The 25,265-nt window shown below is 73.1% G+C and carries 23 protein-coding genes, 1 tRNA gene and 3 pseudogenes; 12 read left to right on the top strand and 15 right to left on the bottom strand.

From position 1 onward, the window contains the following. Window positions 1-2: 2 nt before the first annotated feature. From AC07DA_RS18260 to AC07DA_RS18270, 3 genes are read right to left on the bottom strand one after another with little or no spacing between them, the layout of a single operon-like run. Window positions 3-347 carry a DUF3140 domain-containing protein gene (locus tag AC07DA_RS18260; RefSeq protein ID WP_479129170.1) on the bottom strand — a complete coding sequence of 115 codons (345 nt, stop codon included), beginning with the start codon at window positions 345-347 and terminating at the stop codon, window positions 3-5. Between the two features lie 52 nt (window positions 348-399). Next, on the bottom strand, window positions 400-882 hold the full coding sequence (locus tag AC07DA_RS18265) for a Dps family protein (RefSeq protein ID WP_479129171.1): 483 nt from the start codon (window positions 880-882) through the stop codon (window positions 400-402). Further along, window positions 879-1,136, bottom strand: coding sequence for a WhiB family transcriptional regulator (locus tag AC07DA_RS18270; protein ID WP_479129172.1), 258 nt, complete (start codon window positions 1,134-1,136; stop codon window positions 879-881). The genes AC07DA_RS18265 and AC07DA_RS18270 overlap by 4 nt, the downstream gene beginning before the upstream one ends. A 184-nt stretch (window positions 1,137-1,320) precedes the next feature. Here AC07DA_RS18270 and AC07DA_RS18275 point away from each other — a divergent pair, with 184 nt between their 5' ends. Further along, window positions 1,321-2,508 (top strand): thiolase family protein, encoded by a 1,188-nt coding sequence (locus tag AC07DA_RS18275; RefSeq protein WP_479129173.1) that lies wholly within the window; start codon window positions 1,321-1,323, stop codon window positions 2,506-2,508. Between the two features lie 76 nt (window positions 2,509-2,584). After that, the gene (locus AC07DA_RS18280) at window positions 2,585-3,358 is read left to right on the top strand and encodes a sulfite exporter TauE/SafE family protein (protein ID WP_479129174.1); all 774 of its coding nucleotides are present in this window, start codon (window positions 2,585-2,587) and stop codon (window positions 3,356-3,358) included. Here the strand turns inward: AC07DA_RS18280 and AC07DA_RS18285 are convergent. Continuing rightward, window positions 3,344-4,144: pseudogene (locus tag AC07DA_RS18285) on the bottom strand (HAD-IIA family hydrolase). The gene AC07DA_RS18280 and the pseudogene AC07DA_RS18285 overlap by 15 nt on opposite strands. Window positions 4,145-4,485: 341 nt before the next feature. Between AC07DA_RS18285 and AC07DA_RS18290 the strand changes: the two are divergent. Continuing rightward, window positions 4,486-5,232: a cobalt-precorrin-6A reductase gene (locus AC07DA_RS18290; RefSeq protein WP_479129175.1), complete on the top strand. Its 747-nt coding sequence runs from the start codon at window positions 4,486-4,488 to the stop codon at window positions 5,230-5,232. Window positions 5,233-5,278: 46 nt separating this feature from the next. On the opposite strand, the pseudogene AC07DA_RS18295 reads toward AC07DA_RS18290, so the two are convergent. The 3 genes and pseudogenes from AC07DA_RS18295 to AC07DA_RS18305 form a co-directional block, all read right to left on the bottom strand. Then, a pseudogene (locus AC07DA_RS18295) lies at window positions 5,279-5,535 on the bottom strand (MFS transporter); the annotation flags it as partial. Between the two features lie 6 nt (window positions 5,536-5,541). After that, window positions 5,542-6,312 (bottom strand): precorrin-6A synthase (deacetylating), encoded by a 771-nt coding sequence (cobF, locus tag AC07DA_RS18300; RefSeq protein WP_479129176.1) that lies wholly within the window; start codon window positions 6,310-6,312, stop codon window positions 5,542-5,544. A gap of 254 nt (window positions 6,313-6,566) precedes the next feature. Beyond that, a complete protein-coding gene (locus tag AC07DA_RS18305; protein WP_479129177.1) occupies window positions 6,567-7,100 on the bottom strand; it encodes a DUF309 domain-containing protein in 534 nt (177 codons plus the stop codon). 98 nt (window positions 7,101-7,198) lie between these two features. On the opposite strand from AC07DA_RS18305, the gene AC07DA_RS18310 reads away from it, so the two are divergent. Further along, window positions 7,199-7,272, top strand: a tRNA-Pro gene (locus AC07DA_RS18310). Window positions 7,273-7,354: 82 nt separating this feature from the next. On the opposite strand, the gene AC07DA_RS18315 is transcribed toward AC07DA_RS18310, so the two are convergent. After that, on the bottom strand, window positions 7,355-8,545 hold the full coding sequence (locus AC07DA_RS18315; RefSeq protein WP_479129178.1) for an FAD-dependent monooxygenase: 1,191 nt from the start codon (window positions 8,543-8,545) through the stop codon (window positions 7,355-7,357). A 240-nt stretch (window positions 8,546-8,785) separates the two neighbouring features. Here AC07DA_RS18315 and AC07DA_RS18320 point away from each other — a divergent pair, with 240 nt between their 5' ends. The 3 genes from AC07DA_RS18320 to AC07DA_RS18330 all read left to right on the top strand — a co-directional run bounded on the left by AC07DA_RS18320 (window position 8,786) and on the right by AC07DA_RS18330 (window position 11,418). Continuing rightward, window positions 8,786-9,448, top strand: coding sequence for an NUDIX domain-containing protein (locus AC07DA_RS18320; protein WP_479129179.1), 663 nt, complete (start codon window positions 8,786-8,788; stop codon window positions 9,446-9,448). An 88-nt stretch (window positions 9,449-9,536) separates the two neighbouring features. Beyond that, entirely contained in the window at window positions 9,537-10,520 is a 984-nt protein-coding gene (locus tag AC07DA_RS18325) for an aldo/keto reductase (RefSeq protein WP_479129180.1), read from the top strand. Window positions 10,521-10,590: 70 nt separating this feature from the next. Then, window positions 10,591-11,418, top strand: a complete 828-nt coding sequence (locus AC07DA_RS18330; protein WP_479129181.1) for a DUF427 domain-containing protein — start codon at window positions 10,591-10,593, stop codon at window positions 11,416-11,418. Between the two features lie 539 nt (window positions 11,419-11,957). Here AC07DA_RS18330 and AC07DA_RS18335 read toward each other — a convergent pair. From AC07DA_RS18335 to iolC, 6 genes are all read right to left on the bottom strand, one after another. Then, complete coding sequence (locus AC07DA_RS18335; RefSeq protein WP_479129182.1) at window positions 11,958-12,743, bottom strand: GntR family transcriptional regulator; 786 nt, start codon at window positions 12,741-12,743, stop codon at window positions 11,958-11,960. 21 nt (window positions 12,744-12,764) lie between these two features. After that, window positions 12,765-14,258, bottom strand: a complete 1,494-nt coding sequence (locus AC07DA_RS18340; protein WP_479129183.1) for a CoA-acylating methylmalonate-semialdehyde dehydrogenase — start codon at window positions 14,256-14,258, stop codon at window positions 12,765-12,767. 68 nt (window positions 14,259-14,326) lie between these two features. Further along, window positions 14,327-16,201 carry a 3D-(3,5/4)-trihydroxycyclohexane-1,2-dione acylhydrolase (decyclizing) gene (gene iolD, locus AC07DA_RS18345; protein WP_479129184.1) on the bottom strand — a complete coding sequence of 625 codons (1,875 nt, stop codon included), beginning with the start codon at window positions 16,199-16,201 and terminating at the stop codon, window positions 14,327-14,329. After that, the gene (gene iolB / locus AC07DA_RS18350) at window positions 16,198-17,091 is read right to left on the bottom strand and encodes a 5-deoxy-glucuronate isomerase (protein ID WP_479129185.1); all 894 of its coding nucleotides are present in this window, start codon (window positions 17,089-17,091) and stop codon (window positions 16,198-16,200) included. The genes iolD and iolB overlap by 4 nt, the downstream gene beginning before the upstream one ends. A 14-nt stretch (window positions 17,092-17,105) precedes the next feature. Beyond that, on the bottom strand, window positions 17,106-17,984 hold the full coding sequence (locus AC07DA_RS18355; protein ID WP_479129186.1) for a Cgl0159 family (beta/alpha)8-fold protein: 879 nt from the start codon (window positions 17,982-17,984) through the stop codon (window positions 17,106-17,108). A gap of 13 nt (window positions 17,985-17,997) precedes the next feature. Further along, window positions 17,998-18,975, bottom strand: coding sequence for a 5-dehydro-2-deoxygluconokinase (gene iolC / locus AC07DA_RS18360; RefSeq protein WP_479129187.1), 978 nt, complete (start codon window positions 18,973-18,975; stop codon window positions 17,998-18,000). 322 nt (window positions 18,976-19,297) lie between these two features. Here iolC and AC07DA_RS18365 point away from each other — a divergent pair, with 322 nt between their 5' ends. Genes AC07DA_RS18365 through AC07DA_RS18385 form a run of 5 tightly spaced genes read left to right on the top strand, consistent with a single transcriptional unit; the run spans window position 19,298 to window position 24,262 of the window. Further along, window positions 19,298-20,317, top strand: coding sequence for a sugar ABC transporter substrate-binding protein (locus AC07DA_RS18365; RefSeq protein ID WP_479129188.1), 1,020 nt, complete (start codon window positions 19,298-19,300; stop codon window positions 20,315-20,317). Further along, on the top strand, window positions 20,317-21,393 hold the full coding sequence (locus AC07DA_RS18370) for an ABC transporter permease (protein WP_383336071.1): 1,077 nt from the start codon (window positions 20,317-20,319) through the stop codon (window positions 21,391-21,393). Before AC07DA_RS18365 ends, AC07DA_RS18370 begins: the two co-directional genes overlap by 1 nt. 5 nt (window positions 21,394-21,398) lie before the next feature. Further along, the gene (locus tag AC07DA_RS18375) at window positions 21,399-22,310 is read left to right on the top strand and encodes an ATP-binding cassette domain-containing protein (RefSeq protein ID WP_479129189.1); all 912 of its coding nucleotides are present in this window, start codon (window positions 21,399-21,401) and stop codon (window positions 22,308-22,310) included. A gap of 1 nt (window position 22,311) precedes the next feature. After that, on the top strand, window positions 22,312-23,214 hold the full coding sequence (locus tag AC07DA_RS18380) for a sugar phosphate isomerase/epimerase family protein (protein ID WP_479129190.1): 903 nt from the start codon (window positions 22,312-22,314) through the stop codon (window positions 23,212-23,214). A 19-nt stretch (window positions 23,215-23,233) separates the two neighbouring features. Beyond that, window positions 23,234-24,262, top strand: a complete 1,029-nt coding sequence (locus AC07DA_RS18385; RefSeq protein ID WP_479129191.1) for a Gfo/Idh/MocA family protein — start codon at window positions 23,234-23,236, stop codon at window positions 24,260-24,262. Between the two features lie 181 nt (window positions 24,263-24,443). On the opposite strand, the pseudogene AC07DA_RS18390 reads toward AC07DA_RS18385, so the two are convergent. Then, window positions 24,444-25,264, bottom strand: a pseudogene (locus AC07DA_RS18390) (Gfo/Idh/MocA family protein); the annotation flags it as partial. Between the last annotated feature and the right edge of the window lies 1 nt (window position 25,265).

Genomic DNA, 25,265 nt, shown 5'->3' on the forward strand with positions numbered 1-25,265 from the left:
GCCTAGCCCTTCAGCGGGTCGTGGCCGAGCGTCATCAGCCGGTGCCGGCGGCGGGTGTCCTCGTCCGTGGTCTCGGGCTCGGGCTCGTTCTCCAGGTCCGCCTGTTCCGTGACCGTGTCCACGACCTCGCGCATCACGCGCAGGTCGTCCTCGGTCAGGTCCGTGCGCCGCTTCTGGAGGATCGCCAGGACGTGCTGCCCGGTGGGCGTGCCCGCCTGCTCCGGAAGCGGTTCGCTCGCCTCGTCGGCGTCCCGCACCCGCAGCCAGGCCGCGAGTTCCTGCGAGGTCATGTTCACCACGCGGTGGAAGTCCTCCCACAGCGCGTCGAGTTCGAGGGCGTCGGTCATCACCTGCCCCTTCCGTACGTACGTGGCGTGCTCTGTGCCGGATCCGCGGAGGTCAGCTCTCGCGGGGGAAGTTCTCGGCGTCGAACATCCAGCGCTGCTTCTCCAGCTCCGCGGTGACGGCGATCAGCAGGTCCTGGGTGACCGGGTCGGCCGTCTCGGTCGCCCCGATGCGCTCGCGCAGCCGGCCGATCGCCTCCTGCAGCGACTCCACCATCACCCGCACGGCGTCCTCGTCGCGGACCCAGCCCTCCTTCGGGGCGGGCAGCGTGAAGGCCTTGGCGATGGTCTCCGGGCGGCCGTCCGGCGGCACGCCGAGCGCCGCGGACCGCTCCGCGACCGTGTCGGCGAAGTTCCGCGCGGCCGAGACCACCTCGTCCAGCTGCAGGTGGACGGACCGGAACCGCGGTCCGACGATGTTCCAGTGCGCCTGCTTCGCGATCAGCGAGAGTCCGAGCAGATCCACCAGGGTGTCCTGGAGTGCCTCGCAGGCGACCTTGCGGGCGTCGTCGGGCAGGGTGCTCCTCACAGCCGTCATAGGGCGCTTCTCCTTGTCGCGTCGTTGCTCGTGGTCCGGAGCAGCGCGTCGCGCTCCTCCTCGCAGGTGCCGCCCCACACGCCCGTGGCCTGACCACTGCCGAGCGCGAAGCTCAGGCAGTCGTCGGTCACCGGGCAGCGCGCGCAGATCCGCTTGGCGGCCGTGACGTCGCGCAGGGCGGGGCCCGCTCTGCCCACGGGGAAGAACAACTCGGGGTCCTCGTCCACGCAGGCGGCGCTCCGCAACCACTCCATGAACGCGCGGGTGCCCAGGGCCCACGCGGGCAAACGCGCCGCCGGGCGCTCGGCGGCGCGGCCCGGCCTGCGAGAACGCCGCTCACCTCCGCCCGCGGCCACCGAAATCTTCCCAGTGGAGGACCGAAGGGCTATCATTCGAAACTAGCAGTGCTAATTAACTGGCGGTGTGAGGAGCCCTCTCGTGCGTCCCGTCCACTTCGCGGCCGCCCGCCGCACCCCCATCGGCAAACTGCGGGGATCCCTCTCCTCGGTACGGCCCGACGACCTCGTCGCGACCGTCGTGCGCGCCCTGCTCGACGACGCGCCCGCCCTGGACCCCGCCCGCGTCGACGACGTCTACTGGGGCGCCGCCAACCAGGCGGGCGAGGACAACCGCAACGTCGCCCGCATGGCCGTCCTGCTCGCGGGCCTCCCCGAGTCCGTACCCGGCGCCACCGTCAACCGCCTGTGCGCGTCCGGGCTGGAGGCCGTGACCACGGCCGCCCGCACCGTCGCCGCGGGCGAGGCGGACGTCGTCGTCGCGGGCGGCTCCGAGTCCATGAGCCGCGCCCCCTTCGTCCTGTCCCGCCCCGACGAGGCCCTGCCGCACCGCGTCGAGACCGTCGACACCCGCCTGGGCTGGCGCCTGGTCAACCCGGCCATGAAGGACCTGCACGGCCTGCTGTCCATGGGTGAGACGGCCGAGGAGGTCGCCGCCCGGTACGGCATCCCCCGGGAGCGCCAGGACGAGTTCGCCCTGCGCAGCCACCAACGCGCCGCCGACGCCCGCAAGAACGGCCACTTCGACGACGAACTGCTGCCCGTCGAACGCCCCGACGGCGTGGTCGTCGACACCGACGAGTGCGTCCGCGAGGACACCTCCTACGAGAAGCTGGCCCGGCTCAAGCCGGTCTTCCGGGAGGGCGGCACGGTCACCGCGGGCAACGCCTCCCCGATGAACGACGGTGCCGCGGGACTGCTCCTGGTCAGCGAGGAGGCCCTGAACGACCTGGGCCTGGAATCCCTCGGCCGCTACGTCGCCGGTGGGTCGGCCGGCGTCCACCCCGACGTCATGGGCATCGGCCCGGTCCCCGCCACGCGCAAGGTCCTGGCCCGGGCCGGATGGGACGTCGGCGACGTGCAGGAGGCCGAGTTCAACGAGGCCTTCGCGGCCCAGGCCCTGGCCTGCGTCGACCAGCTCGGCATCGACCCCGACCTGGTCAACCCCAGCGGCGGCGCCATCGCCCTCGGCCACCCCCTGGGCTGCTCCGGCGCCCGGATCCTCACGACGCTGCTGCACCGCATGCGGCGCACGGGCGCCGGCAGGGGACTGGCCACCATGTGCGTCGGCGTCGGGCAGGGCAGCGCCGTCCTGGTCGAACGTCCCTGAGCGACCCCGCCAGCAGGCCCATCAGGCGAGACGCCGCTGAACCCACGGGTTCGTTGCCCATAGCATCGGTGTCCGCATGAACACCATGACGCTCTGGCACATCACCGGCTGGGAGTTCGCCGCCCTGGCCTTCGCGGCCCTGCTCGTCGGCTTCTCGAAGACCGCCGTGAGCGGGGCCAACACGGTCAGCCTCGCCATCTTCGCCGCGGTGCTGCCCGCCCGCGCCTCCACCGGCGTGCTGCTGCCGGTGCTGATCGCCGGTGACCTGCTCGCCGTCGCCACCTACCGGCGGCACGCCCACTGGCCCACGCTGTGGCGGCTGTTCCCGGCGGTCGCCGCGGGCGTCGTCGTCGGCACGGTGTTCCTGATGTGGGCGGACGACGCGATCGTACGGACCTCCATCGGCGCGATCCTGCTGCTCATGGCGGCCGTGACGGTCCGGCCCAGGCGCACGGCGGACGCGGAGGAGGAGCCGGAGTCGGTCACCACCCGCTCCGGCCGTCTCAAGGCCCGCTCCTACGGGGTGCTGGGCGGCTTCACCACCATGGTCGCCAACGCGGGCGGCCCCGTGATGTCGATGTACCTGCTGTCGGCCGGCTTCCGCAAGCTCGGCTTCCTCGGCACCTCCGCGTTCTTCTTCCTGATCGTCAACGTCTCCAAGCTGCCCTTCAGCGCCGGTCTCGGCCTGATCGACGGCCGCTCCCTCCTGCTCGACCTGGCGCTCGTGGTGTTCGTCGTGCCGGGAGCGCTGCTCGGGAAGTGGGCGGTCGACAGGATCAACCAGCGCCTGTTCGAGCAGCTGGTCATCGCCGCCACCGTCGTGGGCGGGATCCAGCTACTGCTGCGCTGAACCCCGCAGCAGGGCGGGAAGGTCCGCGAACGCGTCGACGACGTGGTCGGGCGTGCCGTCGGCGGCGTCGAGCGTCTTCTGCCGGAACTTGCCGGTCCGCACCAGGACGCCGGTGATCCCGGCCCGCTGGGCCGCCAGGACGTCGGACTCGACGTCGTCCCCCACCATCACGGCCTCGTCCGCGCCGACGCCCAGCCGGGCGAGGGCCGCCTCGAAGAACGCCCGGGCCGGTTTGCCCGTGATCTCGGCCTCCACCCCGCCGCCCGCTCCAGGCCCGCCAGGAACGTGCCGGAGTCCAGGCGCAGCCCCTCGGCCGTACGCCAGTACAGGTTGCGGTGCATCGCCACCAGGCGCGCCCCGCACTGCAGCTGCCCGAAGACCCGGTCGAGCGCCTCGTACCCCGAACTCGGGACCCGCCCCGCCCACCAGCACCACGTCCGGCACGGCCCCGCCGTCCGCCGGATCGACCACGGTCACCCCCTCCAGGTCCGCCGCGATGTCGCCGCTGTTCAGCAGGGCGCACCGGGCACCGGGACGGTGCGCGGCGAGATGGGCGGCGGTGGCCGCGGGCGCGGTCAGGATGTCCTCGGCGGACACCGGGAACCCCGCGTCCGCCAGCGTCCCGGCGATCGACGCGCGCGTCCTCGACGTCGTGTTCGTCACCAGCAGGACCGCGAACCCGGCCTCCCGGACCTCCCGCAACGCCGCCACCGCACCAGGCAGCGGCCGCCACGAGACGGTCAGCACCCCGTCGACGTCCACCAGCACGGCACGTACGGGCTCCATGCCAGGACGATAGCCACTCAGGGCCGCGCCCGCCGGGTGGCACCTACCGGTCTGCGGCCCGCCGGGTGGTACCTACCGGTCTGCGGCCTGCCGGTTGGTGCCTCTGGCCTGCGGCCTGCCGGTTGGTGCCTCTGGCCTGCGGCCTGCCGGTTGGTGCCTCTGGCCTGCGGCCGTCCGGTTGGTGCCTCCGGTCTGCCGCCTGCCGGTCGGCACCCCCGCCCGCCACCTACCGGTCGGTACCTCCGGCCTGCCGTCCGCCGGTCGGCACCCCCGGTCCGCCACCCGCCGGCCAGCACCCCCGGCCCGCCGCCCGCCGCGCGGGACCTCGTACGCTCGGCGCCGTGATCCCTCACGTCCTGATCCTCGGCGGTACGGCCGAGGCCCGCGCCCTGGCCACCGCGCTGTCCGCGCGCCCCGGTGTCCGCGTCACCACCTCCCTGGCGGGACGGGTGGCACGCCCGGGGGCGGTGGACGGGGAGGTGCGCGTCGGGGGCTTCGGCGGGGCCGAGGGGCTGGCCGGGTGGCTGCGGCGGGAAGGGGTGAGCGCGCTCGTCGACGCCACGCACCCCTTCGCCGAGTCGATCACGGCCAACGCGGCACGGGCCGCGGCCGCGACCGGCGTGCCGGCGGTGGTGCTGCGCCGCCCGGGGTGGCGGCCCGGCCCGGGGGACCAATGGCACCCGGTCCCCTCACTGGAGGCGGCGGCGGACCTGCTGCCCCGTCTCGGCCGCCGGGTGTTCCTGACCACCGGGCGCCTGGGCCTCGCCTCGTTCGCGCACCTGGCCGGCCTGCACTTCGTGGTGCGGTCGGTGGATCCCCCCGAGCCGCCGCTGCCGCCCGACACCCGCGTGCTGCTGGCCCGGGGCCCGTTCACCGTGCCCGGCGAGACGGCCCTGCTGCGCGGGCACCGCATCGACGTCCTGGTGACCAAGGACAGCGGGGGAGCGGCCACGGCGGCCAAACTGACCGCGGCCCGGGACCTCGGGCTGCCGGTCGTGGTGGTCGGACGGCCGCCGCTGCCGGACGGCGTGACGGCGGTGCCCGACGTGGAGAGTGTGCTGCGACGGCTCGGGTTCGGCGCGTCCTGAAGAGAGCGGGAGACCGCCCCGGCGGGCCCGGAGCCCGCGGCAGGGGTCAGACCGTACTGGTCGCCAGGGTCTGCGCCGGCCGCACCGGCAGGCCGTGGCTCAGGTCCTCCACCGGCAGCCGTTTCGCGATCCCGCCGACCGCGACGCGCAGGTCGCCGTCCGACGGGCGGCCGACGTCCCGCCCCAGCCGGTCCTCCAGCCACGCCGCCCAGGCCCTGCCGATCCCGCGGCCTCGCGGGCGCCCGCCTCCGTGTGGGAGAGCAGTGAGCCGCTGCGGCTGAGGAACCCCTCCTCGACCATCCGGACGGGTCAGCCGCGGGGATGCCGGCGCAGCAGATACGTGTCCATGATCCAGCCCTTGCGCGCGCGGGCCTCGGCGCGCAGCCGCTCGATGCGGGGGGCGGCCTCGGCGATCGGACCGGAGGCCAGGATCTCGTCCGGGGTGCCGATGTAGGCGCCCCAGTAGATGTCGACGTCCTCGTCCGCGTAACGCCGGAACGCCTGGTGGGCGTCGAGCATCACCACCACGTCGTCCACGCCCTCCGGGAAGCCCTCCGCGAGCCGCCGGCCCGTGGTGATCTGCACCGGCCGGGCGACGCGGTTCAGGCCCGTGCGGTGCCGGGCGACGAGCGCCGAGACACTGCTGATGCCGGGCACGACGTCGTACTCGAACGCCACGGCGCCGCGCTCCAGCACCTCCTCCAGGATCGCCAGGGTGCTGTCGTACAGCGAGGGGTCGCCCCACACCAGGAACGCGCCGGTCTGCTCCTCGCCGAGTTCCTCCGCGATCAGCCGCTCGTAGATGTCGGCCCGGGCGCTGCGCCAGTCCCCGACGGCCGGGGAGTAGGCGGCGCCGCCGGCCCGCCGGTCCCGCTCCGGGTCGCGTGCCTCGACGACCCGGTACGTGCCCTCCTCGACGTGCGTGCCGAGCATGTCCCGCCGCAGCGCGGTGAGGTCCGACTTCACCTCGCCCTTGTCCAGGATGAAGAACACGTCCGTGCTCCGCAGCGCCCTGACGGCCTGGAGGGTGAGCTGGTCGGGGTCGCCCGCGCCGATACCGATGACATGAATCTTTCGCACGCCCCGAGTCTGCCGCACGGGCGCGGGCGGCCTTCCACCGCGTCCCGGTCGCATCGCCCGGGAGGGAACGGCCGCGCGCGGGCGGGGCCGGCCGGGGCTGATGTCCCGGGGGTGGAGACCACGCCCGGGCCGGTGTTGCGCGCCCGGGCTGGGTGGTGGTGTGCGTCTGGCTGCCGTTTCCGTTCCCGTGCCTGAGCCGCTGTCCCGTGTCCGGCTCGCTGCGTACACGGGGCCCGGCGTCCCGACGCCGGGCGTCAGCCGTCCGCACCCCGCAGCCGAGGGGCCCGGCGCTCCGGGTTCACGGCCCGGCCCTCCCGCTCGACGTCCCCGGCCAGGGTCCGCGCCCAGGCGGCCACCGCCGCGACGTCGATGCCGTGCGGCCGGGGCCGGTCCGAGCCGGACACCCACGCCTCCGTCGCGCTCGCGCCGCGCCGCAGCAGCCGGACGCCGCCCGTGAGGTTGCCGCGCGCGGCGTGCGTGAGGCCCACGGCGAGCTGGGCCAGACCGCGCCACAGCTCCCGTTCCTCCTCGGGGCCCGACTTCCACGCGTCCTCGAAGACCTCGTGCGCGTGGAACGGTTTCCCCTCGTCCAGCAGCCGTTGTGCCTCGGCGACGGTCTCCTCGGGCGTGCGCACCACGCCTTCCGGCTGCCGGGGCACGCCGTCCGCGCCGTAGGGCAGGGGACGGCCCAGACCGTCCCGCGGCCGGGCGTTGCGGGCCCGGCCCTCCGCGTCGCGGTCCCGCGCGCCGCCCGGCCGGTCCTGGTGGGTCTCTCCTGTGCTGCCCATGGGCCGATTGTCCCGCCCGGGCCGCTTTCGGCGCGGCCAGGGGTGTGGGGTAAAGTGCTGTTCGCGCGATCACGCGGCTCACCGCGGGTGGCGCGCACCGGGACGTGGCGCAGCTTGGTAGCGCACTTGACTGGGGGTCAAGGGGTCGCAGGTTCAAATCCTGTCGTCCCGACGGTGCGGAAGGTCCCCGCGGGCGGATGCCCGCGGGGACCTTCCGCGTGGTGCTCCGTCCCCGGACCGCCCGGCGCGGGTGATCAAGGCACCTGGTGCCCGTACAGCCAGTCCAGCCGGCGGTGGTACACCGAGGGGGCCAGCTTCCCGAGGAACCACAGGGGCACGTGGGCGAAGCGGCCCTCTTCGTGGAAGCGCTGCCCGTTGCGCCGTGATCCGGCCTGGACGCGCGCGGTGCGCGGGCGCCTGGCGGCGGAGTACGAGCGCAGCGCCCGTGGCACGTCGTCGGTGTGCTGCAGCCGGTGGGCGAGGACCCGGGCGTCCTCCAGGGCCATGCCGGCGCCCTGCGCCAGGTAGGGCAGCATCGGATGGCACGCGTCACCGAGGAGAGCGACGCGCCCGTCGACCCAGTCCTCCAGCGGGGCACGGTCGAACAGCGCCCAGCGGAAGTGCGCGTCCGCCTCCCGCAGCGCGGTGGTGACCGTCGGGTGCCAGCCCGGGAAATCCGCCAGCGCGTCCTGCCGGGTGCCCCGCTCGGTCCAGGACTCGCCCCGCCACGCGTCGCGCTCCACCACCGCCACCAGGTTGGCCAGGGCCCCGCCGCGCAGCCGGTAGGTGATGGCATGCCGCCGCTCGCCCACCCAGAGGCACGCCGTGGGCGGGGGCACGTGACGCCCCAGGCGCTCGACCGGGACGGTGACCCGCCAGGCGACATGGCCGGTGAACCGGGGCTCGCCGGCCCCCAGCATCCGCTCGCGGACCACCGAGTGGATCCCGTCCGCGCCGACGAGCAGACTCCCGGTGACCCGGCGGTCCGCGTCGAGCACCGCCGTCACACCCCGCGGCCCCTGCTCGTAGCCCCGCACGGCCGCGCCGGTGCGCAGCGTGATGTCCAGGCCGTCGCCGGTCGTCGCGGCCAGCAGGGCGTCCAGCAGGTCGGCCCGGTGGACGTGCAGGTAGGGGGCGCCCCACCGCCGTACCGCCGTTTCGGCCAGCTCGACGCGGAAGACACGCCGGCCGGAGCGGCCGAGCCGCATCTCGACCGCCTCGGGCCGGAACGCCGTGGGCAGCAGCCGGTCCAGCACGCCGAGCGAACCCAGCACGCGCACCCCGTTCGGACTGAGCTGGATGCCCGCGCCGACCTCCCCGACGGACGACGCCCGCTCCAGCACCGTCACCCGCCATCCGGTGCGGCCGAGGGCGAGCGCGGCGGCCAGTCCGCCGACGCCGGCCCCCACCACCAGCGCGTGCCGCGCGTCCCGCCGAGCTGCCATGGGTCCTCCCCGTGAGGCCGTCGGATCACCGCCGCCCCACGGGGACACCCGCGGGGGACGGGCTCCCACTGTCTCCCGCCGCACGGGCCGGCGGGCAGTCCCCGACGCGTCAGACCGGGCGCGACCCGCACCCACGGGCCCCGCGACGGGCGGGAAACGCGCGGCGCCGGGCCGCCCCGGGATGGTAGAAGCGGACATGACCTCTTCGATCTTCCCGTCCCGCCGCCCGGCCGGTGCCCGATGACCGCCGGCATCGACACCCCGGACCGCAGGGGCCGTACCGGACTCGACCGCACCGGCCGCGACCTCACCGGCAACCCCCGCGTCCGAGTCCGCGACGTGAAGCTCCTGTCCAGCCACTGGTACGTCGAGCGGTCCACCACCTTCGACTTCCGGCACGCCGACGGCACCTGGAGCACCCAGGAACGCGAGACGCACGACCGCGGCAACGGCGCCACCATGCTGCTCTACGACACCGCGCGCGAAACCGTCCTGCTCACCCGCCAGTTCCGCTTCCCCGCGTACGTCAACGGGCACCCCGACGGAATGCTCGTGGAGACGCCGGGCGGCCTGCTCGACGACGAGGACGAGCACCCGGAGATCGCGGTGCGGCGCGAGGTCGTGGAGGAGACCGGCCACACCATCGGCGAGGTCCGGCACGTCTTCGACGTCTACATGAGTCCCGGCTCGGTCACCGAACGCGTCAGCTTCTACGCCGCCGCCTACGGCCCGTCGACCCGCACCCACGAGGGCGGCGGCCTCGGCGAGGAGGGGGAGGACATCGAGATCCTCGAACTGCCCTTCCGCCGGGCCCTGGAGATGATCCGCACCGGGGAGATCGCCGACGCCAAGACCATCATGCTGCTGCAGTGGGCGGCCCTGGAGGGGCCGTTCGCCCGCTGACGCCCCGCGCCCTTGACTTGGAGCGCGCTCCAACAGGAAGACTCCCGTGCGTGCCCCGAGACCCGGGGCGCGCACGGGAGGAGCAGCCATGAAGTACCGCACGATCGGCACGGACCCGCGCACCCGCCGCGAGGTGAGCGTGCTCGCGCTCGGCGCCATGCTGTTCGGCTCGGTGACGGACGAGGCGACGTCCTTCGCCCTGCTCGACCGCTACGTCGAGGCCGGCGGCACCTTCGTCGACACGTCCGACAACTACGCCTTCTGGGTCGACGGCGGCCAGGGCGGCCAGAGCGAGGAACTGCTCGGGCGCTGGCGGCGCAGCCGCGGCGTCGGCGACGAGATCGTCGTCGCGACCAAGCTCGGGGCCCGTCCCCTGGCCCCGGGCACGAGTTACACCGACAATCCCGAGGGCCTGTCGGCGAAGGTGATCCGCGAGTCGGCGGAGCGCAGCCGCGAGCGGCTCGGCATGGAGAAGCTGGACCTGCTGTACGCGCACATCGAGGACCAAACCGTCCCGCTGCAGGAGACCGTCGAGGCCTTCGGCGCACTCGTGGCCGAGGGCACGGTGGGACTGCTCGGCGTCAGCAACCACGCCACCTGGCGCGTCGAGCGGGCCCGGGCCCTGGCCGCCGCGGCCGGACTGCCCGGCTACGAGGTGCTCCAGTACGCGCACACCCACCTGCGCCCCCGCACCGACGTGCCCGACGACCTCTTCCCGGACGGCAGCCTCGGCCACGCCGGCCCCGACCTGCTCAGCTACCTGCGGGCCGAACCCGGCCTGACCCTGGTCGCGTACTCGCCCCTGCTGAAGGGCGCCTACAGCCGCCCTGAACGGCTCCCCGCCGACTTCGACCACCCCGGCACCCCCGCCCGGCTCGCGGTACTGCGCGAGGTGGCCCGGGAGACCGGCGCGACCGTCAACCAGGTGGTGCTCGCCTGGCAGATCGGCGGTGACCTGCCGATCGTCCCGCTGGCCGGGGTCTCCACCATGGCCCAGCTGGAGGAGAACCTGGCCGCCGTGGACCTGGAACTGACCGGGGAGCAGCGGGCCCGGCTCGACGCGGCGCACTGACAGCCGTGGGACCGTGGAGGGGAACGGACCTCCGGATTCCCGGACCTCCTGCCCGAAGGAGACACCGGCCATGACCACCCATCCGGCCCACCCCGCCGCCCGGTCCCTCACCACCACCCCCGAAGGCCTCCTGTGGGAGCCCAGCGAGCGCTGGGTGCGCGGCCGCACGGGCGACGTCACCGTCGTCGACAGCCGCCACCCGGTGCTCGTCTGGGAGCCCGGCCTGCCCGTGCCCCAGTACGCCTTCCCGCGCGCGGACGTCCGCACCGACCTCCTCCGCCCGGCGGCCGACCCGCCCACCGGCACCCACACCGGCTCCCGGGTCTTCTACGACCTGGTCGCCGACGACGGCGAGGTACGCCCGAACGCGGCCTGGAGCTTCCCCTCCGACGACCTGGCCGGCCACATCGTCTTCGAGTGGTTCCGGCGCGCCGACACCGGCCTCGACCACTGGTACGAGGAGGAGGAAGAGATCTTCGTCCACCCCCGTGACCCCTACAAGCGCGTGGACGCGCTGCCCAGCAGCCGCCACGTCCGCATCGAGATCGGGGGCCGGGTCGTCGCGGACACCCACGCCCCGGTCCTGCTGTTCGAGACGTCCCTGCCGACCCGGTACTACATCCCTCCCGAGGACGTCCGCCTGGACCTGTTCGAGCCCACCGACCACCACACCGGGTGCCCCTACAAGGGCACCGCCTCGTACTGGTCCTGGCGCGGCGCGGGCGACGTGCCGCCCGGCGTCGTCTGGAGCTACCCCGACCCGCTGCCCGCCGTGGCGGCGATCCGGGGACGCCTCGCCTTCTTCAACGAGGTCGTGGACATCACGCTGGACGGGGAGCGGCTGGGGCGGCCGGAGACGCCGTTCACTGGGATGTTGCGGAAGGGGGGCCGCCGGTGACGGCCGAACCTGGCGTCGCCCTGGTTTGACGGCAGGTACCAGCGGAGCAGGGCGGCGGTCCTGACGTTCGACGACGGGTCCGCAGACTTCCTGAGTGCCGCGCTTCCTTAACTCACCGGACGAGGTGTTCCCGCGACCCTGTACATCACGACGGGTGCGGTGCGTACGCCGGGCACGGCGGCCGGAGAGAGCCCACTGCCACCGGGGACACGTCGTCCGAGCGCAGGCACCGGCCCGGCAGGCCGGGACGGTCGTGCGTGGCCACGATCACGCTGACGTCGGGCCGGCCGGGCGCACGCCGGACGCCTCTGTGGGGCCCGGGCCGACCGGGGCGCGTCGCCGCCCTGCCGTGTCCCGCTCGGTACCCCGTAGTCGTGCTCGGCGGTGCGAGCCAGGGCCTGCCACAAGGAGTCCGGGTCTGCGGCCTCGGCGGTCGCCTTCCCAGAGGGTGACCGTCCACCCGCACAAGGGCCGGCTCTGTCCCGCGCGGACCGACGCGCTCGTGACCGCCCGGTGCCGCCCGGTCCATGTCGACGCGGTCAAGCCCTCACCAGCAACTGGAAGTCGAACGTGTAGCGCGACGCCGGATAGATGTGCCTGCCGTACTCCACCGCCCGCCCCGTGTCGTCGTACGCCGTCCGCTCCATCGTGAGCAGCGCCGCCCCCTCCCGCTCCTCCAGGCGGGCCGCCTCCTGCGGTGTCGCCGCGCGGGCGCCGACCGTCTGGCGGGCGCTGTGCAGGGTGATGCCGGCCGAGCGCATCATCCGGTACAGGCCCGTCGACTCCAGGCGGGCGGCGTCGAGGGAGAGCAGGGAGACCGGCAGGTGGTTGCGCATCAGGGCGACCGGACGGCCGTGGGTGCGGCGCAGCCGTTCCAGGGCCGCGACCTCGCTGCCCTCGGGCACGCCGAGCGCGGCCGCCACCTCGCAGGAGGCCGGGACGACCTCGTTGCGCACGACCTGTGTCGTCGGTCCCTGCCCGGCGGCCTCCAGGTCGTCGTAGAGGCTGCTCAGTTCCAGGGGGCGCCGGACCCGGCTGTGCACCACCTGCGTGCCCACCCCGCGCCGCCGGACCAGCAGCCCCTTGTCGACGAGGGACTGGATGGCCTGGCGGACGGTGGGGCGGGACAGGCCGAGGCGTACGGACAGGTCGACCTCGTTGCCCAGGAGGTCGCCCGGGGCGAGGGCGCCGTGCTCGATCGCCGCCTGGAGCTGCTGCGCGAGCTGGTGGTACAGCGGCACCGGACTGCCCCGGTCCAGGGCGAAGTCCAGCGAGGCGAGCGCGGGGGCGGCCGCCGTGCGGGCCCGGTCACCGGTCCTCGCCATGGATGAACCCCCCTCCGGGCGTCAGGAGTTGCTCGGGAAACCGAGGTTGATGCCGCCGTCGGACGGGTCCGGCCAGCGGGTGGTGATGACCTTGCCCTGGGTGTAGAAGGCGATGCCGTCGTTGCCGTAGACGTGCAGGTCGCCGAAGAGGGAGTCCTTCCAGCCGCCGAAGGAGTGGTAGCCGACCGGGACCGGGATGGGCACGTTGACGCCGACCATGCCGGCCTTGACCTCCAGCTGGAAGCGGCGGGCCGCGCCGCCGTCCCGGGTGAAGATCGCGGTGCCGTTGCCCCAGCGGGAGTCGTTGATCAGCCTGATGGCGTCGTCGTAGGTCTCGGCGCGGACCACGCACAGCACCGGGCCGAAGATCTCGTCGCGGTACGCGTCCGCCGTCAGCGGCACCCGGTCCAGCAGGGAGACGCCGAGGAAGAAGCCGTTCTCGTGCCCGTCGACCGACAGGCCCGTGCCGTCGACGACGACCTCGGCGCCCTGCTCGGCGGCCGACGCCACGTAGGAGGCCACCTTGTCCCGGTGCTCGCGGGTGATGAGCGGGCCCATCTCCGAGGCCGGGTCGGTGCCCGGGCCGATCCTCAGGTTCCTCGCCCGTTCGGCGATCCTGCCGACCAGTTCGTCCCCGGTGTCGCCCACCGCGACCACGACCGACACGGCCATGCAGCGCTCGCCCGCCGAGCCGTACGCTGCGTTGATCGCCTGGTCGGCGGCGAAGTCCAGGTCGGCGTCGGGCAGCACCAGCATGTGGTTCTTGGCACCGCCGAGGGCCTGCACCCGCTTGCCGTGCTCGACGGCCTTGAGCTGGATGTACTTCGCGATCGGGGTCGAGCCGACGAAGGAGACCGCCTCGACGTCCGGGTGTTCCAGAAGGCGGTCCACGGCCGTCTTGTCGCCCTGCACGATGTTCAGCACACCGTCCGGCAGGCCCGCCTCGGCGGCCAGTTCGGCCAGGCGGAAGGAGGCCGACGGGTCCTTCTCCGACGGCTTGAGCACGAAGGTGTTGCCGCACGCGATGGCGAGCGGGAACATCCACATCGGCACCATGGCCGGGAAGTTGAACGGCGTGATGCCCGCGACCACGCCGAGCGGCTGGCGGATGGAGGCGACGTCGACCCGGGAGGACACCTGGGTGGACAGCGCGCCCTTCAGCTGCACGCTGATGCCGCAGGCCAGCTCCACGATCTCCATGCCGCGCGCGACCTCGCCGAGCGCGTCGGAGTGCACCTTGCCGTGCTCGGCGGTGATCAGCCCGGCGATCTCGTCGCGGTGGGCGTCCAGCAGCTCGCGGTACTTGAACAGGATCGCGGTGCGCCTGGCGAGCGAGGAGGCTCCCCAGGACTCGAAGGCCGCCTTGGCGGAGGCCACCGCGGCGTCCACCTCCTCGACGGTCGCGAAGGCGACCTGCTTCTCCTGGGTGCCGGTGGCCGGGTCGTAGACGGGGCCGAACCGGCCGGAGGCGGACTCGACGGGCTTGCCGTCGATCCAGTGGGTGATGGTCTTCATGGTGCGCAAGGGCCTTTCGGGGAGCCTGAGTCCAGCGGGAGCGGTGGGGAGTTCGAGGGTCGGCGGGTTCACAGGTGGCGGCGGCGGCCGGCCACCTGGCGGTCGTAGCGCTCGCGCGCCTCGACGGCGGCCTCGCGGGAGGCGGTCTCGGCCACCGGCACGTCCCACCAGGCCTCGGCCGGGGGAGCGGTGGGCGCCGGGTCGGTCTCGACGTACACGCACGTCGCCCGGTCGGAGGCGCGGGCCGCTGCCAGCGCCTCGCGCAGCTCGCGCACGGTCTTGGCGCGCAGCACGTCCATGCCGAGGCTCGCGGCGTTCGCGGCGAGGTCGACGGGGAGCGGGGCGCCGGTGAAGGTGCCGTCGGCGGCCCGGAAGCGGTAGGCGGTGCCGAACCGCTCGCCGCCGGTCTCCTCGGACAGGCCGCCGATGGAGGCGTAGCCGTGGTTCTGGATGAGGACGACGTTGAGCGGCAGGCCCTCCTGGACGGCCGTGACGATCTCCGTCGGCATCATCAGGTACGTGCCGTCGCCCACCAGCGACCACACCGGCGTGCCCGGGGCGGCCTGCTGGACGCCGATGCCGGCCGGGATCTCGTAGCCCATGCAGGAGTAGCCGTACTCCAGGTGGTACTGGCGCGGACCGCGCGAGCGCCACAGCTTGTGCAGGTCGCCGGGGAGCGAGCCGGCCGCGTTGATCACCACGTCGTCGTCGCCGACGGCGGCGTCCAGTGCGCCGAGCACCTGCGTCTGGGTCGGGACGACGCTGTCGTCACCGGCGCGGTAGGCGGCCTCGACGACCTCGTCCCAGCGCTGCTTGCCGGCGCGGTACTCGGCGACGTAGTCCTCGCCGACCCGGTGGCCGGAGAGCGCCTGAAGGAGCTGTTCGAGGCCCGTCCGCGCGTCGCAGACCAGGGTGCGCGCCGCCAGCTTGTGCGCGTCGAGCCCGGTGATGTTGAGGTTGAGGAACCGCACGTCCGGGTGCTGGAAGAGCGTGCCGGAGGCCGTGGTGAAGTCGGTGTAGCGGGTGCCGACGCCGATGACGAGGTCGGCCGTGCGGGCGAGGTCGTCGCTGACGGCCGTGCCGGTGTGGCCGATGCCGCCGAGGTCGGCGGGGTGATCGTGGCGCAACGAGCCCTTGCCCGCCTGGGTGGAGGCGACCGGGATGCCAGTGGCCTCCACGAACGCCTTCAGCGCCGCCTCGGCCTCGCTGTGGTGGACGCCGCCGCCCGCCACGATCAGCGGGCGTGCGGCGGACCGGATCGCCTCGACGGCCGCGGACAGCTCCACCGGGTCGGGCGCGGGGCGCCGTACGGACCAGACGCGCTCGGCGAAGAACTCCTCCGGCCAGTCGTACGCCTCGGCCTGCACGTCCTGGGGCAGGGCGAGGGTCACCGCACCGGTCTCGGCCGGGTCGGCCAGTACGCGCATCGCCTGGAGCGCCGAGGGGATCAGCGCCTCGGGGCGGGTGACGCGGTCGAAGTAGCGCGAGACCGGGCGGAGGGTGTCGTTGACCGACACGTCGGCCTCGACCGGGTGCTCCAGCTGCTGCAGCAGCGGGTCGGCGGAGTGGGTGGCGAAGTAGTCGCCGGGCAGCAGCAGCACCGGCAGCCGGTTGATCGTCGCGAGCGCGGCGCCGGTGACCAGGTTGGTGGCGCCCGGGCCGATCGAGGTCGTCACCGCCTGTGCGGACAGGCGGTTGAGCTGGCGGGCGTAGCCGACCGCCGCGTGCACCATGGACTGCTCGTTGCGGCCCTGGTGGAACGGCATCACGTCCTCGCCCGCCTCCAGCAGCGCCTGGCCGACCCCGGCGACGTTGCCGTGGCCGAAGATGCCCCAGGTCCCCGCGATCAGGCGGCGGCGCACGCCGTCCCGCTCGGTGTACTGGGCGGACAGGAACCGCACCAGGGCCTGGGCGGTGGTCAGTCGGCGGGTGCGGGCGCTCATCGGGAGGTCTCCGGGGCGGTGTAGAGGGGGAGCCGGGGGTCGACCGGCTGGTCCGGCCAGGTGTCGCGGACCCAGGCGTGGTCGGGGTGGTCACAGATCAGCCAGGCGCGCTCGGCCTCCGGGCCCGCCATGACATTGAGGTAGTACATGTGGTGGCCGGGCGTGGCCATCGACGGGCCGTGCCAGCCGTCCGGGATCAGCACGACGTCCCCGTCGCGGACCTCGGCCAGCACGTCCGTGTCCCGGCCGGGGCCGGAGGGGGTGACGCGCTGGTAGCCGAGGCCGGGGACGCCGTCGTGGCGGGCGAACTCGAAGTAGTAGATCTCCTCCAGCACCGACTCCTCGCCCGGCCGGTGCTCGTCGTGCTTGTGCGGCGGGAACGACGACCAGTTGCCGCCCGGGGTGATCACCTCGACCGCGATGAGCCTGTCGCACTCGAAGACCCCGGCCGCGCCGAAGTTGTTGACCTGCCGCGAGCAGCTGCCGGTGCCGCGCAGCTCGACGGGGACCTCGGAGGCCGGGCCGTAACGGGCGGGCAGGCGGCGCGAGCAGCGCGCGCCGGTCAGCGCGAACCGGCCGCCCGCCGCGGACGTCACGGTCGCGCGGGCGTCGCGCGGCACGTAGGCGAAGTCGCTCACCGCGCTGAACACGTCGGGCCGGCCGTGGAGCGCGAAGGTGTCCCGGCCGGAGCCGTCGGCGGAGGCGACCGTGCAGGCACCGCTCAACGGGACGACGATCCACTCGCTGTCACCGGTGTCGAAGGTGTGGGAACCGCCCGGCGGCAGCTCCAGCACCCGCAGGCTGGAATGGCCCCAGCCGGCCTTCTCGGGCGTGACGTCGACGACGTAGGGGCCGCCGAGCGCCTTGCCGGCGGGAAGGTGGTAGGTCATGGCATCCTCCGGGGTCACAACAGGCCGACGGCCGTGTCCACCGCTTCTTCCACGCTGCCCTCGGCCGGGTAGAGCAGCGACCGTCCGACGACCATGCCCTGGACGGTGGGCAGGCGCAGGGCCTTGCGCCAGCGCTCGTAGGCGCCCTCCTGGTCGTCGCCGACCTCGCCGCCGAGCAGCACCACCGGCAGCGTGGAGGTCTCCAGGACCTCGGCCATGTCGTCCGGGTCGTCGGTGACGGGGAGCTTCAGCCAGGTGTAGGCGGAGGTGCCGCCCAGGCCGGAGGCGATGGCGATCGACTTGGTGACGGCCTCGGCGGACAGGTCGTTGCGGACCCTGCCGGCCACGCGCCGGGAGAGGAACGGCTCGACGAACAGCGGCAGGCGCTGGGCCGCCATGGCGTCGATCGCCCGCGCCGTGGACTCCAGCGTGGTCAGTGAGCCGGGGTCGTCGTAGTCGATGCGGACCAGCAGCTTGCCCGCGTCGAAGCGCAGCCGGGCGATGTCCTCGGCGCGGTGGCCGGTGAAACGGTCGTCCATCTCGAAGGCGGCCCCGGCGAGACCGCCGCGGTTCATCGAGCCCATGACGACCTTGTTCTCCAGCACGCCCAGCAGGAGCAGGTCCTCCAGGATGTCGGCCGTGGCGAGCACCCCGTCGACGCCGGGCCGCGACAGCGCGGTGCACAGGCGCTCCAGCAGGTCCGCGCGGTTGGCCATGGCCAGGCGCCGGTCGCCGACCCCCAGGGCGCCGCGCGCCGGGTGGTCGGCGGCCACGATCATCAGCCGGCCGCTGTCGCCGATCAGCGGGCGGCGCGCCCGGCGGGCGGCCGCCTCGGCGACGGCCTCGGGGTGCCGGGCTCGCACCGTGGCGAGGTCGGGGATGCCGATGTTCAAGGAAGGCTCCGTTTCAGTGGCTCGGGCTCGGCGTCGGCACACCGGCGAGGAGGTCCTCGACCTCGGACGCGGTGGGCATCGCGGAGGAGCAGGCGAGGCGGGAGGCGACGAGGGCCCCGGCGGCGTTGGCGTGGCGCATGGTGCGCTCCAGGTCCCAGCCGGAGAGCAGGCCGTGGCAGAGCGAGCCGCCGAAGGCGTCACCGGCCCCCAGGCCGTTGACCACCTCGACCGGCACGGGTGGTACCTCGGCCCGGGTGCCGTCCCGGTGCACCGCGAGGACGCCCCTGGGTCCCTGCTTGACGACGGCCAGCTCCACGCCCGCCTCCAGCAGGGCGTCCGCGCAGGCCCGCGGTTCGCGCACGCCGGTGGCGATCTCGCACTCGTCGAGGTTCCCGACCGCGACCGTGGCGTGGCGCAGGGCCTCGCGGTAGTGGGGGCGGGCCTCTTCCGGGTCGCGCCAGAACATCGGCCGCCAGTCGAGGTCGAAGACGGTGGTCCCGGCTTTGTCGCGGGCCTCGAGGGCGGCGAGGGTGGCCGACCGGCTCGGCTCCTCGCTCAGGCCCGTGCCGGTGATCCAGAAGACCCGGGCGCCGCGGATCGCGGAGAAGTCCAGTTCGTCGGTGCGGATCTCCAGGTCGGGGGCCTTGGGGCGGCGGTAGAAGTACAGGGGGAAGTCGTCCGGCGGAAAGATCTCGCAGAAGGTGATCGGCGTCGGGTGCGCGGAGACCGGCGTGACCCAGCGGTCGTCGACGCCGAAGCCCTTCAGCTCCTGGTGCAGGTACGTGCCGAAGGGGTCGTCGCCGGTGCGCGTGATCACCGCCGTGCGGCGTCCGAGCCGGGCCGCCGCGACCGCCACGTTGGCCGCCGAACCTCCCAGGAACTTCCCGAACGTCTCCACGTCGGCCAGGGGGACACCGGTCTGGAGGGGATACAGGTCGACTCCGATGCGGCCCATCGTGATGACATCGAAATACTGGGCTGGCCCGGCCATGCGTGACCTCCTGTGGAAGCTGGGGATGCGGGCCCCGGGGCGCCCTGACACGGTGGGGGCGTGGCTGAACGGGACCTGCCGCCTCCCAGGTGTAGGTCCCGGAGGGCGGTGCTGTCAATACTTTGTACTTACATTCGGACCTGCTCGTGAAATGATGTCTTAACAAAGTATTGACAGCGGGCGCGGCAGGGGCTTGTATCCCGTGCCATCGCAACAGTCGGTTTGCGGCATCATGATCCGGACTCCGTAAGGCTCCGGGACCACGGATCCCTTCGTGATCCCTCCCTTTCCCCCGCAGTAGCACAGTGAGGTGCCAGGAAAGATGGACCGCTCTTCTCACCCCCGCTCTCGCAGGTTCGCGCCCGTCGTCGCCGTCGCCGCGGCAGCGGCCCTGACCCTCGCCGGCTGCTCCAGCAGTTCCGGGGGCAAGAAGTCCGAGGAAGGCGGCGCGAACGCCTCGGCCGGCAAGGCGAACACGCCCCGCATGACCGTCGCCCTGGTCACCCACCAGGCGCCCGGTGACACCTTCTGGGACACCGTCCGCAAGGGCGCCGAGGCCGCGGCCGCCAAGGACAACATCAAGCTCATCTACTCCGCCGACCCGAACGCCGGCAACCAGGCCAACCTGGTCCAGAACGCGATCGACCAGAAGGTCGACGGCATCGCGGTCACCCTCGCCAAGCCGGACGCCCTCAAGAGCGTCGTCGGCAAGGCCGAGAAGGCCGGCATACCCGTGGTCGGCCTCAACTCCGGACTGAGCGACTGGAAGGACCTCAACCTGCTGGAGTTCTTCGGCCAGGACGAGTCCGTCGCGGGCGAGGCCTTCGGCAAGAAGCTGAACGAGGTCGGCGCCAAGAAGGTCCTGTGCGTCATGCAGGAGCAGGGCAACGTCGGTCTGACCCAGCGCTGCGACGGCGTCGCCAAGACCTTCGAGGGCCAGGTCGACCCGCAGAACGTCAACGGCACCGACATGCCGTCCGTGAAGTCGACGATCACCGCCAAGCTCAAGCAGGACCCGTCGATCGACTACGTCGTCACCCTCGGCGCCCCCTTCGCGCTGACCGCGGTGCAGTCGGTCGCCGACGCCGGCAGCAAGGCGAAGATCGCCACCTTCGACCTCAACAAGGACCTGATCAAGTCCATCAAGGCCGGCGACATCCAGTTCGCCGTCGACCAGCAGCCCTACCTGCAGGGCTACCTGGCCGTCGACGGCCTGTGGCTCTACAAGAACAACGGCAACTACAGCGGCGGCGGCGAGCAGCCCGTGCTGACCGGCCCGGCCTTCGTCGACAAGTCCAACGTCGACAAGATCGGGGAGTTCGCCGCGAAGGGCACCCGGTGATGAGCATGACCCAGCAGGCCACGCCGGCGGTGGACACACCGCCGGCCCCCGGCCCCAAGCAGTCCGACGGCCGGACCCGGCAGCGCCCGCTGGCGCTGCGGCTGCTCGCCCGGCCCGAGGTCGGCGTCTTCCTCGGCGCCGTCGCCGTGCTCGTGTTCTTCCTGTTCGCCGCGCCGCCGGTGCGCGACGGAAGCTCGATGGCCAACATCCTCTACCAGTCGTCGACCATCGGGATCATGGCGCTGCCCGTGGCCCTGCTGATGATCGGCGGCGAGTTCGACCTGTCGGCCGGTGTCGCCGTCATCACCTCCGCGCTGACCGCGTCGATGCTGAGCTACCAGCTCACCATGAACGTCTGGGTCGGCGTGATCGTCGCCCTGCTCGTCTCCCTCGCGATCGGCGCCTTCAACGGCTGGCTGCTGGTGAAGACCGGACTGCCGAGCTTCCTGGTCACCCTGGGCACCTTCCTGATCCTCCAGGGCGTGAACCTGGCGATCACCAAGCTCGTCACGGGCAACGTCGCCACCGACGACATCAGCGACATGGACGGCTTCGCCCAGGCGCAGAAGATCTTCGCCTCGACCTTCGAGGTCGGCGGCGTCAACGTCAAGATCACCGTCGTGTGGTGGCTGGTCTTCGCGGCCCTGGCCACCTGGGTGCTGCTGCGCACCAAGTACGGCAACTGGATCTTCGCCGTCGGCGGCAACAAGGACTCGGCGCGAGCCGTCGGCGTCCCCGTCACCTTCACCAAGATCTCCCTGTTCATGCTGGTCGGCTTCGGCGCCTGGTTCGTCGGCATGCACCAGCTGTTCTCCTTCAACACCGTGCAGTCCGGCGAGGGCGTGGGCCAGGAGCTCATCTACATCGCCGCGGCCGTCATCGGCGGCTGCCTGCTCACCGGTGGCTACGGCTCCGCGATCGGCCCGGTCTTCGGCGCCTTCATGTTCGGCATGGTGCAGCAGGGCATCGTCTACGCCGGCTGGAACCCCGACTGGTTCAAGGCCTTCCTCGGCGTGATGCTCCTCGGCGCCGTCCTCATCAATCTGTGGGTCCAGCGCACGGCTACCCGGAGGTGACCGCGATGACCAGCAACGAAACCGGCACCCACGGTGCCGTCCTGCAGGACACCCCGCCCGAGGGCGGCCGCCCCCTCGTCGAACTGCGCGGCGCGGGCAAGTCCTACGGCAACATCCGCGCCCTGCACGGCGTCGACCTGGAGGTGTACCCCGGCAAGGTCACCTGCGTCCTCGGCGACAACGGCGCCGGCAAGTCCACCCTCATCAAGATCATCTCGGGGCTGCACCAGCACACCGAGGGCGAGTTCCTCGTCGACGGCGAACCGGTGCGCTTCTCCACCCCGCGCGAGGCCCTCGACAAGGGCATCGCCACGGTCTACCAGGACCTCGCGGTCGTCCCGCTGATGCCGGTGTGGCGCAACTTCTTCCTCGGCTCCGAGCTGACCAAGGGCCCCTGGCCCGTGCGGCGTCTCGACATCGAGCGGATGAAGAAGACCGCCGACGAGGAACTGCGCAACATGGGCATCGTCCTGGACGACCTGGAGCAGCCCATCGGCACGCTCTCCGGCGGCCAGCGCCAGTGCGTCGCCATCGCCCGCGCCGTCTACTTCGGCGCCCGCGTCCTCATCCTGGACGAGCCCACCGCCGCCCTCGGCGTCAAGCAGTCCGGTGTGGTGCTGAAGTACATCGCCGCCGCCCGCGAGAAGGGCCTCGGCGTCATCTTCATCACCCACAACCCCCACCACGCCTACATGGTCGGCGACCACTTCAGCGTCCTGCGCCTCGGCACCATGGAACTCTCCGCCTCCCGCAGCGACGTCTCCCTCGAAGAGCTGACCAACCACATGGCCGGCGGCGCCGAACTCGCCTCGCTCAAGCACGAGTTGGCGCAGGTCCGCGGCGTCGACGTCGACGGGCTCCCCGAGGAGGGGGACCTCACCGCTCCCGTAGTCACGTCCTCGGAAGGAAAGTCCTGACATGGCCCTCGCGCTCGACCGCATACGGGTCGGCTCCGCCCCCGACTCCTGGGGCGTCTGGTTCCCCGACGACCCCCAGCAGGTGCCCTGGGAACGCTTCCTCGACGAGGTCGCCGAGGCCGGCTACTCCTGGATAGAACTCGGCCCCTACGGCTACCTGCCCACCGACCCGGCCCGGCTCACCGACGAGGTGACCCGGCGGAACCTCAAGGTCTCCGCCGGCACGATCTTCTGCGGGCTGCACCGCGGCCCCTCCGAGTGGGACTCCACCTGGGAGCAGGTCAGCCGGGTCGCCGCGCTGACCCAGGCCATGGACGCGAAGCACCTGGTCGTCATCCCCTCCTTCTGGCGGGACGACAAGACCGCCGAGATCCTTGAGGCCCCGGAGCTCACCACCGAGCAGTGGCGCGACCTCACCACGGGCATGGAGCGCCTCGGCCGCGAGGTGAAGGACAAGTACGGCCTGGACATCGTCGTCCACCCGCACGCCGACACCCACATCGACACCGAGGAGCACGTCGAGCGGTTCCTCGACTCGACCGACTCCGAGCACGTCAACCTCTGCCTGGACACCGGGCACTACGCCTACTGCGGCGGCGACAGCGTCAAGCTCATCGAGACCTACGGCGAGCGCATCGGCTACCTGCACCTGAAGCAGGTCGACCCGGAGATCCTCGCCGACGTCGTCAAGAACGAGATCCCGTTCGGCCCCGCCGTCGCGCGCGGCGTGATGTGCGAACCGCCGGCCGGCGTTCCCGAGCTGGGCCCGGTCCTGACGGCCGCGCAGAAGCTCGGCGTGGACCTGTTCGCCATCGTCGAGCAGGACATGTACCCCTGCGAGCCGGACAAGCCGCTGCCGATCGCGGTGCGCACCCGCAAGTTCCTGCGGTCCTGCGGCGCCTGACGAATCCGAGAGGACGGCCATGACGGAGCGCACCCCCCGCACGGACCTGGGTGTAGCGGTCATCGGTACCGGACGGATGGGCGCCGACCATGTGCGCCGCATCCACGAAGTCACCAGCGGAGCCCGGGTGGTGGCCGTCGCCGACGTCGACGCGGAGCGCGCGAAGGCCGTCGCCGCCCGCGTCGACGGCTGCACCGCCCACACCGACCCGGCCGCCGCGCTGGCGGCGGACGGCGTCGACGCCGTCCTGATCGCCTCCCCGGGCCCGGCCCACGAGGCCACCCTGCTCGCCGCCTTCGAGCGCGATCTGCCCGTGCTGTGCGAGAAGCCGCTCACCCCCGACGCGGCCTCCGCCCTGCGCGTCCTCGAAGCCGAACTGCGCCTCGGCCACCGCCGCGTCCAGGTCGGCTTCATGCGCCGCTACGACCCCGAGTACGCCAGGCTGAAGGCCCTGCTGGCCACCGGCCAGCTGGGCCGCCCGCTGATGCTGCACAACCGGCACCGCAACGTCGCCAGCCCGCCCTTCTTCACCAGCTCCATGCTCGTCACCGACTCCGTCGCCCACGAGGCCGACGTGACGCGCTGGCTGCTGGGACACGAGATCACAGCGGTCACGGTTCTGCGCCCCACCCCCTCCGACAACGCCCCGGACGGCTTGCAGGACCCGCAGTTCGTCGTCTTCGAGACCGACGGCGGCGCCCTCAGCGACGTCGAGATCTTCGTCAACTGCGGCTTCGGCTACCAGGTGCAGGCCGAGCTGGTCTGCGAACGCGGCACCGCCCGCATCGGCGACGGCCACGCCCTGGTCACCCACATGGCCGGCCGCTGGGGCGGCACCGTCACCCAGGACTGGACGGAACGCTTCGAGACGGCCTACGACCGCGAGGTCCAGGCCTGGGTCGACGCCACCCGCCGCGGCGAGGTCACCGGCCCGAGCGCCTGGGACGGCTACGCGGCGGCGGCGGTGTGCGAGGCCGGGGCACGGGCGCTGCGGGACGGCGGCCGGGTGGAGACCGACCTGGTGGACCGGCCCGCGCTGTACGCGTGAGCGGGGGCCCGGGGCGTGACCCCGGGCCCCCGCGGCGTGCCCGGTCTCAGACGGCGGTGCGCGGCCTGGGCTCCAGCCCGGCCCTCGGCACCCGCTCGTCGTACACGTACCAGCTGGAGGCGGTCGCCGCCCGGGTGCGCGAGGGGGCGTCCGTGCCGCTGGACGCGGACGACGCGGTGTGCTCGGTGCGCTCGCCCCCGGCCGTACGGACCACGACCCGGTCGTCCAGGTGCGGCAGGACGAAGTTCGGAGCCGTCGCCTCGCCCCGGGAGCCGACGAGGCGGATGCTCATCTCCAGCCCGTCGTACGCCATGTGGCAGCGGGGCGTGCCGGTCGCTCCGCCGGGGAACTCCAGCTCGGCGTCCAGCCACTCGTCGACACCGGGGGCGCCCGCCCGTTCCCCGGCCCGGGCCGCCACCGGGCGGGGCGCGCCGACCGCCCAGGGCGCGAGCACGCGCAGGGCGTGCAGGCCGTAGCAGCCCAGGTCCATCAGGGCGCCGCCGGCCGGCGGCAGCGACCAGCGCGGGTCGGAATCCGGCGGCGCGGCGATCGCGACCCTCGCCTCCACGTGCCGCAGTTCCCCCAGTTCGCCTGAGGCCAGCAGGTCGTGCAGACGGCGGGTGACCGGGTGGAAGAGACAGTGGAAGGCCTCCATGAAGACCGTCCCGGCCTTCTCCGCGGCCGCCCGCACCTCAGCCGCCTCCTCGGCGTTGCTCGCCGACGGCTTCTCCGACAGCACGTGCTTGCCCGCCGCGAGGGCGGCGAGGTTCCACGGGCCGTGCAGGCCGTTGGCGAGCGGGTTGCAGACGACGTCGACCTCCGGGTCGGCCACCAGCTCGGCGTACGAGCCCGCCACCCGCTCCACCCCGTGCGCGACGGCGAACGCCTGGGCCCGCGCGCGGTCGCGGGCGGCCACCGCGACCAGGCGGTGGCCGGTGGCCCGGGCCGGGCCGGTCAGGGAGCGTTCGGTGATCCGCGCGGCCCCCAAACGCCGATGCGCAGC

This window comes from Streptomyces sp. NPDC044921, assembly GCF_056432865.1.

Excerpts from the sequence above, each read along its gene's own strand:
- AC07DA_RS18260 (WP_479129170.1), bottom strand. The coding sequence starts at position 347 with ATGACCGACGCCCTCGAACTCGACGCGCTGTGGGAGGACTTCCACCGC.
- AC07DA_RS18265 (WP_479129171.1), bottom strand. The coding sequence starts at position 882 with ATGACGGCTGTGAGGAGCACCCTGCCCGACGACGCCCGCAAGGTCGCC.
- AC07DA_RS18270 (WP_479129172.1), bottom strand. The coding sequence starts at position 1,136 with ATGGAGTGGTTGCGGAGCGCCGCCTGCGTGGACGAGGACCCCGAGTTG.
- AC07DA_RS18280 (WP_479129174.1), top strand. The coding sequence starts at position 2,585 with ATGAACACCATGACGCTCTGGCACATCACCGGCTGGGAGTTCGCCGCC.
- AC07DA_RS18305 (WP_479129177.1), bottom strand. The coding sequence starts at position 7,100 with ATGGGCAGCACAGGAGAGACCCACCAGGACCGGCCGGGCGGCGCGCGG.
- AC07DA_RS18315 (WP_479129178.1), bottom strand. The coding sequence starts at position 8,545 with ATGGCAGCTCGGCGGGACGCGCGGCACGCGCTGGTGGTGGGGGCCGGC.
- AC07DA_RS18320 (WP_479129179.1), top strand. The coding sequence starts at position 8,786 with ATGACCGCCGGCATCGACACCCCGGACCGCAGGGGCCGTACCGGACTC.
- AC07DA_RS18325 (WP_479129180.1), top strand. The coding sequence starts at position 9,537 with ATGAAGTACCGCACGATCGGCACGGACCCGCGCACCCGCCGCGAGGTG.
- AC07DA_RS18330 (WP_479129181.1), top strand. The coding sequence starts at position 10,591 with ATGACCACCCATCCGGCCCACCCCGCCGCCCGGTCCCTCACCACCACC.
- AC07DA_RS18335 (WP_479129182.1), bottom strand. The coding sequence starts at position 12,743 with ATGGCGAGGACCGGTGACCGGGCCCGCACGGCGGCCGCCCCCGCGCTC.
- AC07DA_RS18340 (WP_479129183.1), bottom strand. The coding sequence starts at position 14,258 with ATGAAGACCATCACCCACTGGATCGACGGCAAGCCCGTCGAGTCCGCC.
- iolD (WP_479129184.1), bottom strand. The coding sequence starts at position 16,201 with ATGAGCGCCCGCACCCGCCGACTGACCACCGCCCAGGCCCTGGTGCGG.
- iolB (WP_479129185.1), bottom strand. The coding sequence starts at position 17,091 with ATGACCTACCACCTTCCCGCCGGCAAGGCGCTCGGCGGCCCCTACGTC.
- iolC (WP_479129187.1), bottom strand. The coding sequence starts at position 18,975 with ATGGCCGGGCCAGCCCAGTATTTCGATGTCATCACGATGGGCCGCATC.
- AC07DA_RS18365 (WP_479129188.1), top strand. The coding sequence starts at position 19,298 with ATGGACCGCTCTTCTCACCCCCGCTCTCGCAGGTTCGCGCCCGTCGTC.
- AC07DA_RS18370 (WP_383336071.1), top strand. The coding sequence starts at position 20,317 with ATGAGCATGACCCAGCAGGCCACGCCGGCGGTGGACACACCGCCGGCC.
- AC07DA_RS18375 (WP_479129189.1), top strand. The coding sequence starts at position 21,399 with ATGACCAGCAACGAAACCGGCACCCACGGTGCCGTCCTGCAGGACACC.
- AC07DA_RS18380 (WP_479129190.1), top strand. The coding sequence starts at position 22,312 with ATGGCCCTCGCGCTCGACCGCATACGGGTCGGCTCCGCCCCCGACTCC.
- AC07DA_RS18385 (WP_479129191.1), top strand. The coding sequence starts at position 23,234 with ATGACGGAGCGCACCCCCCGCACGGACCTGGGTGTAGCGGTCATCGGT.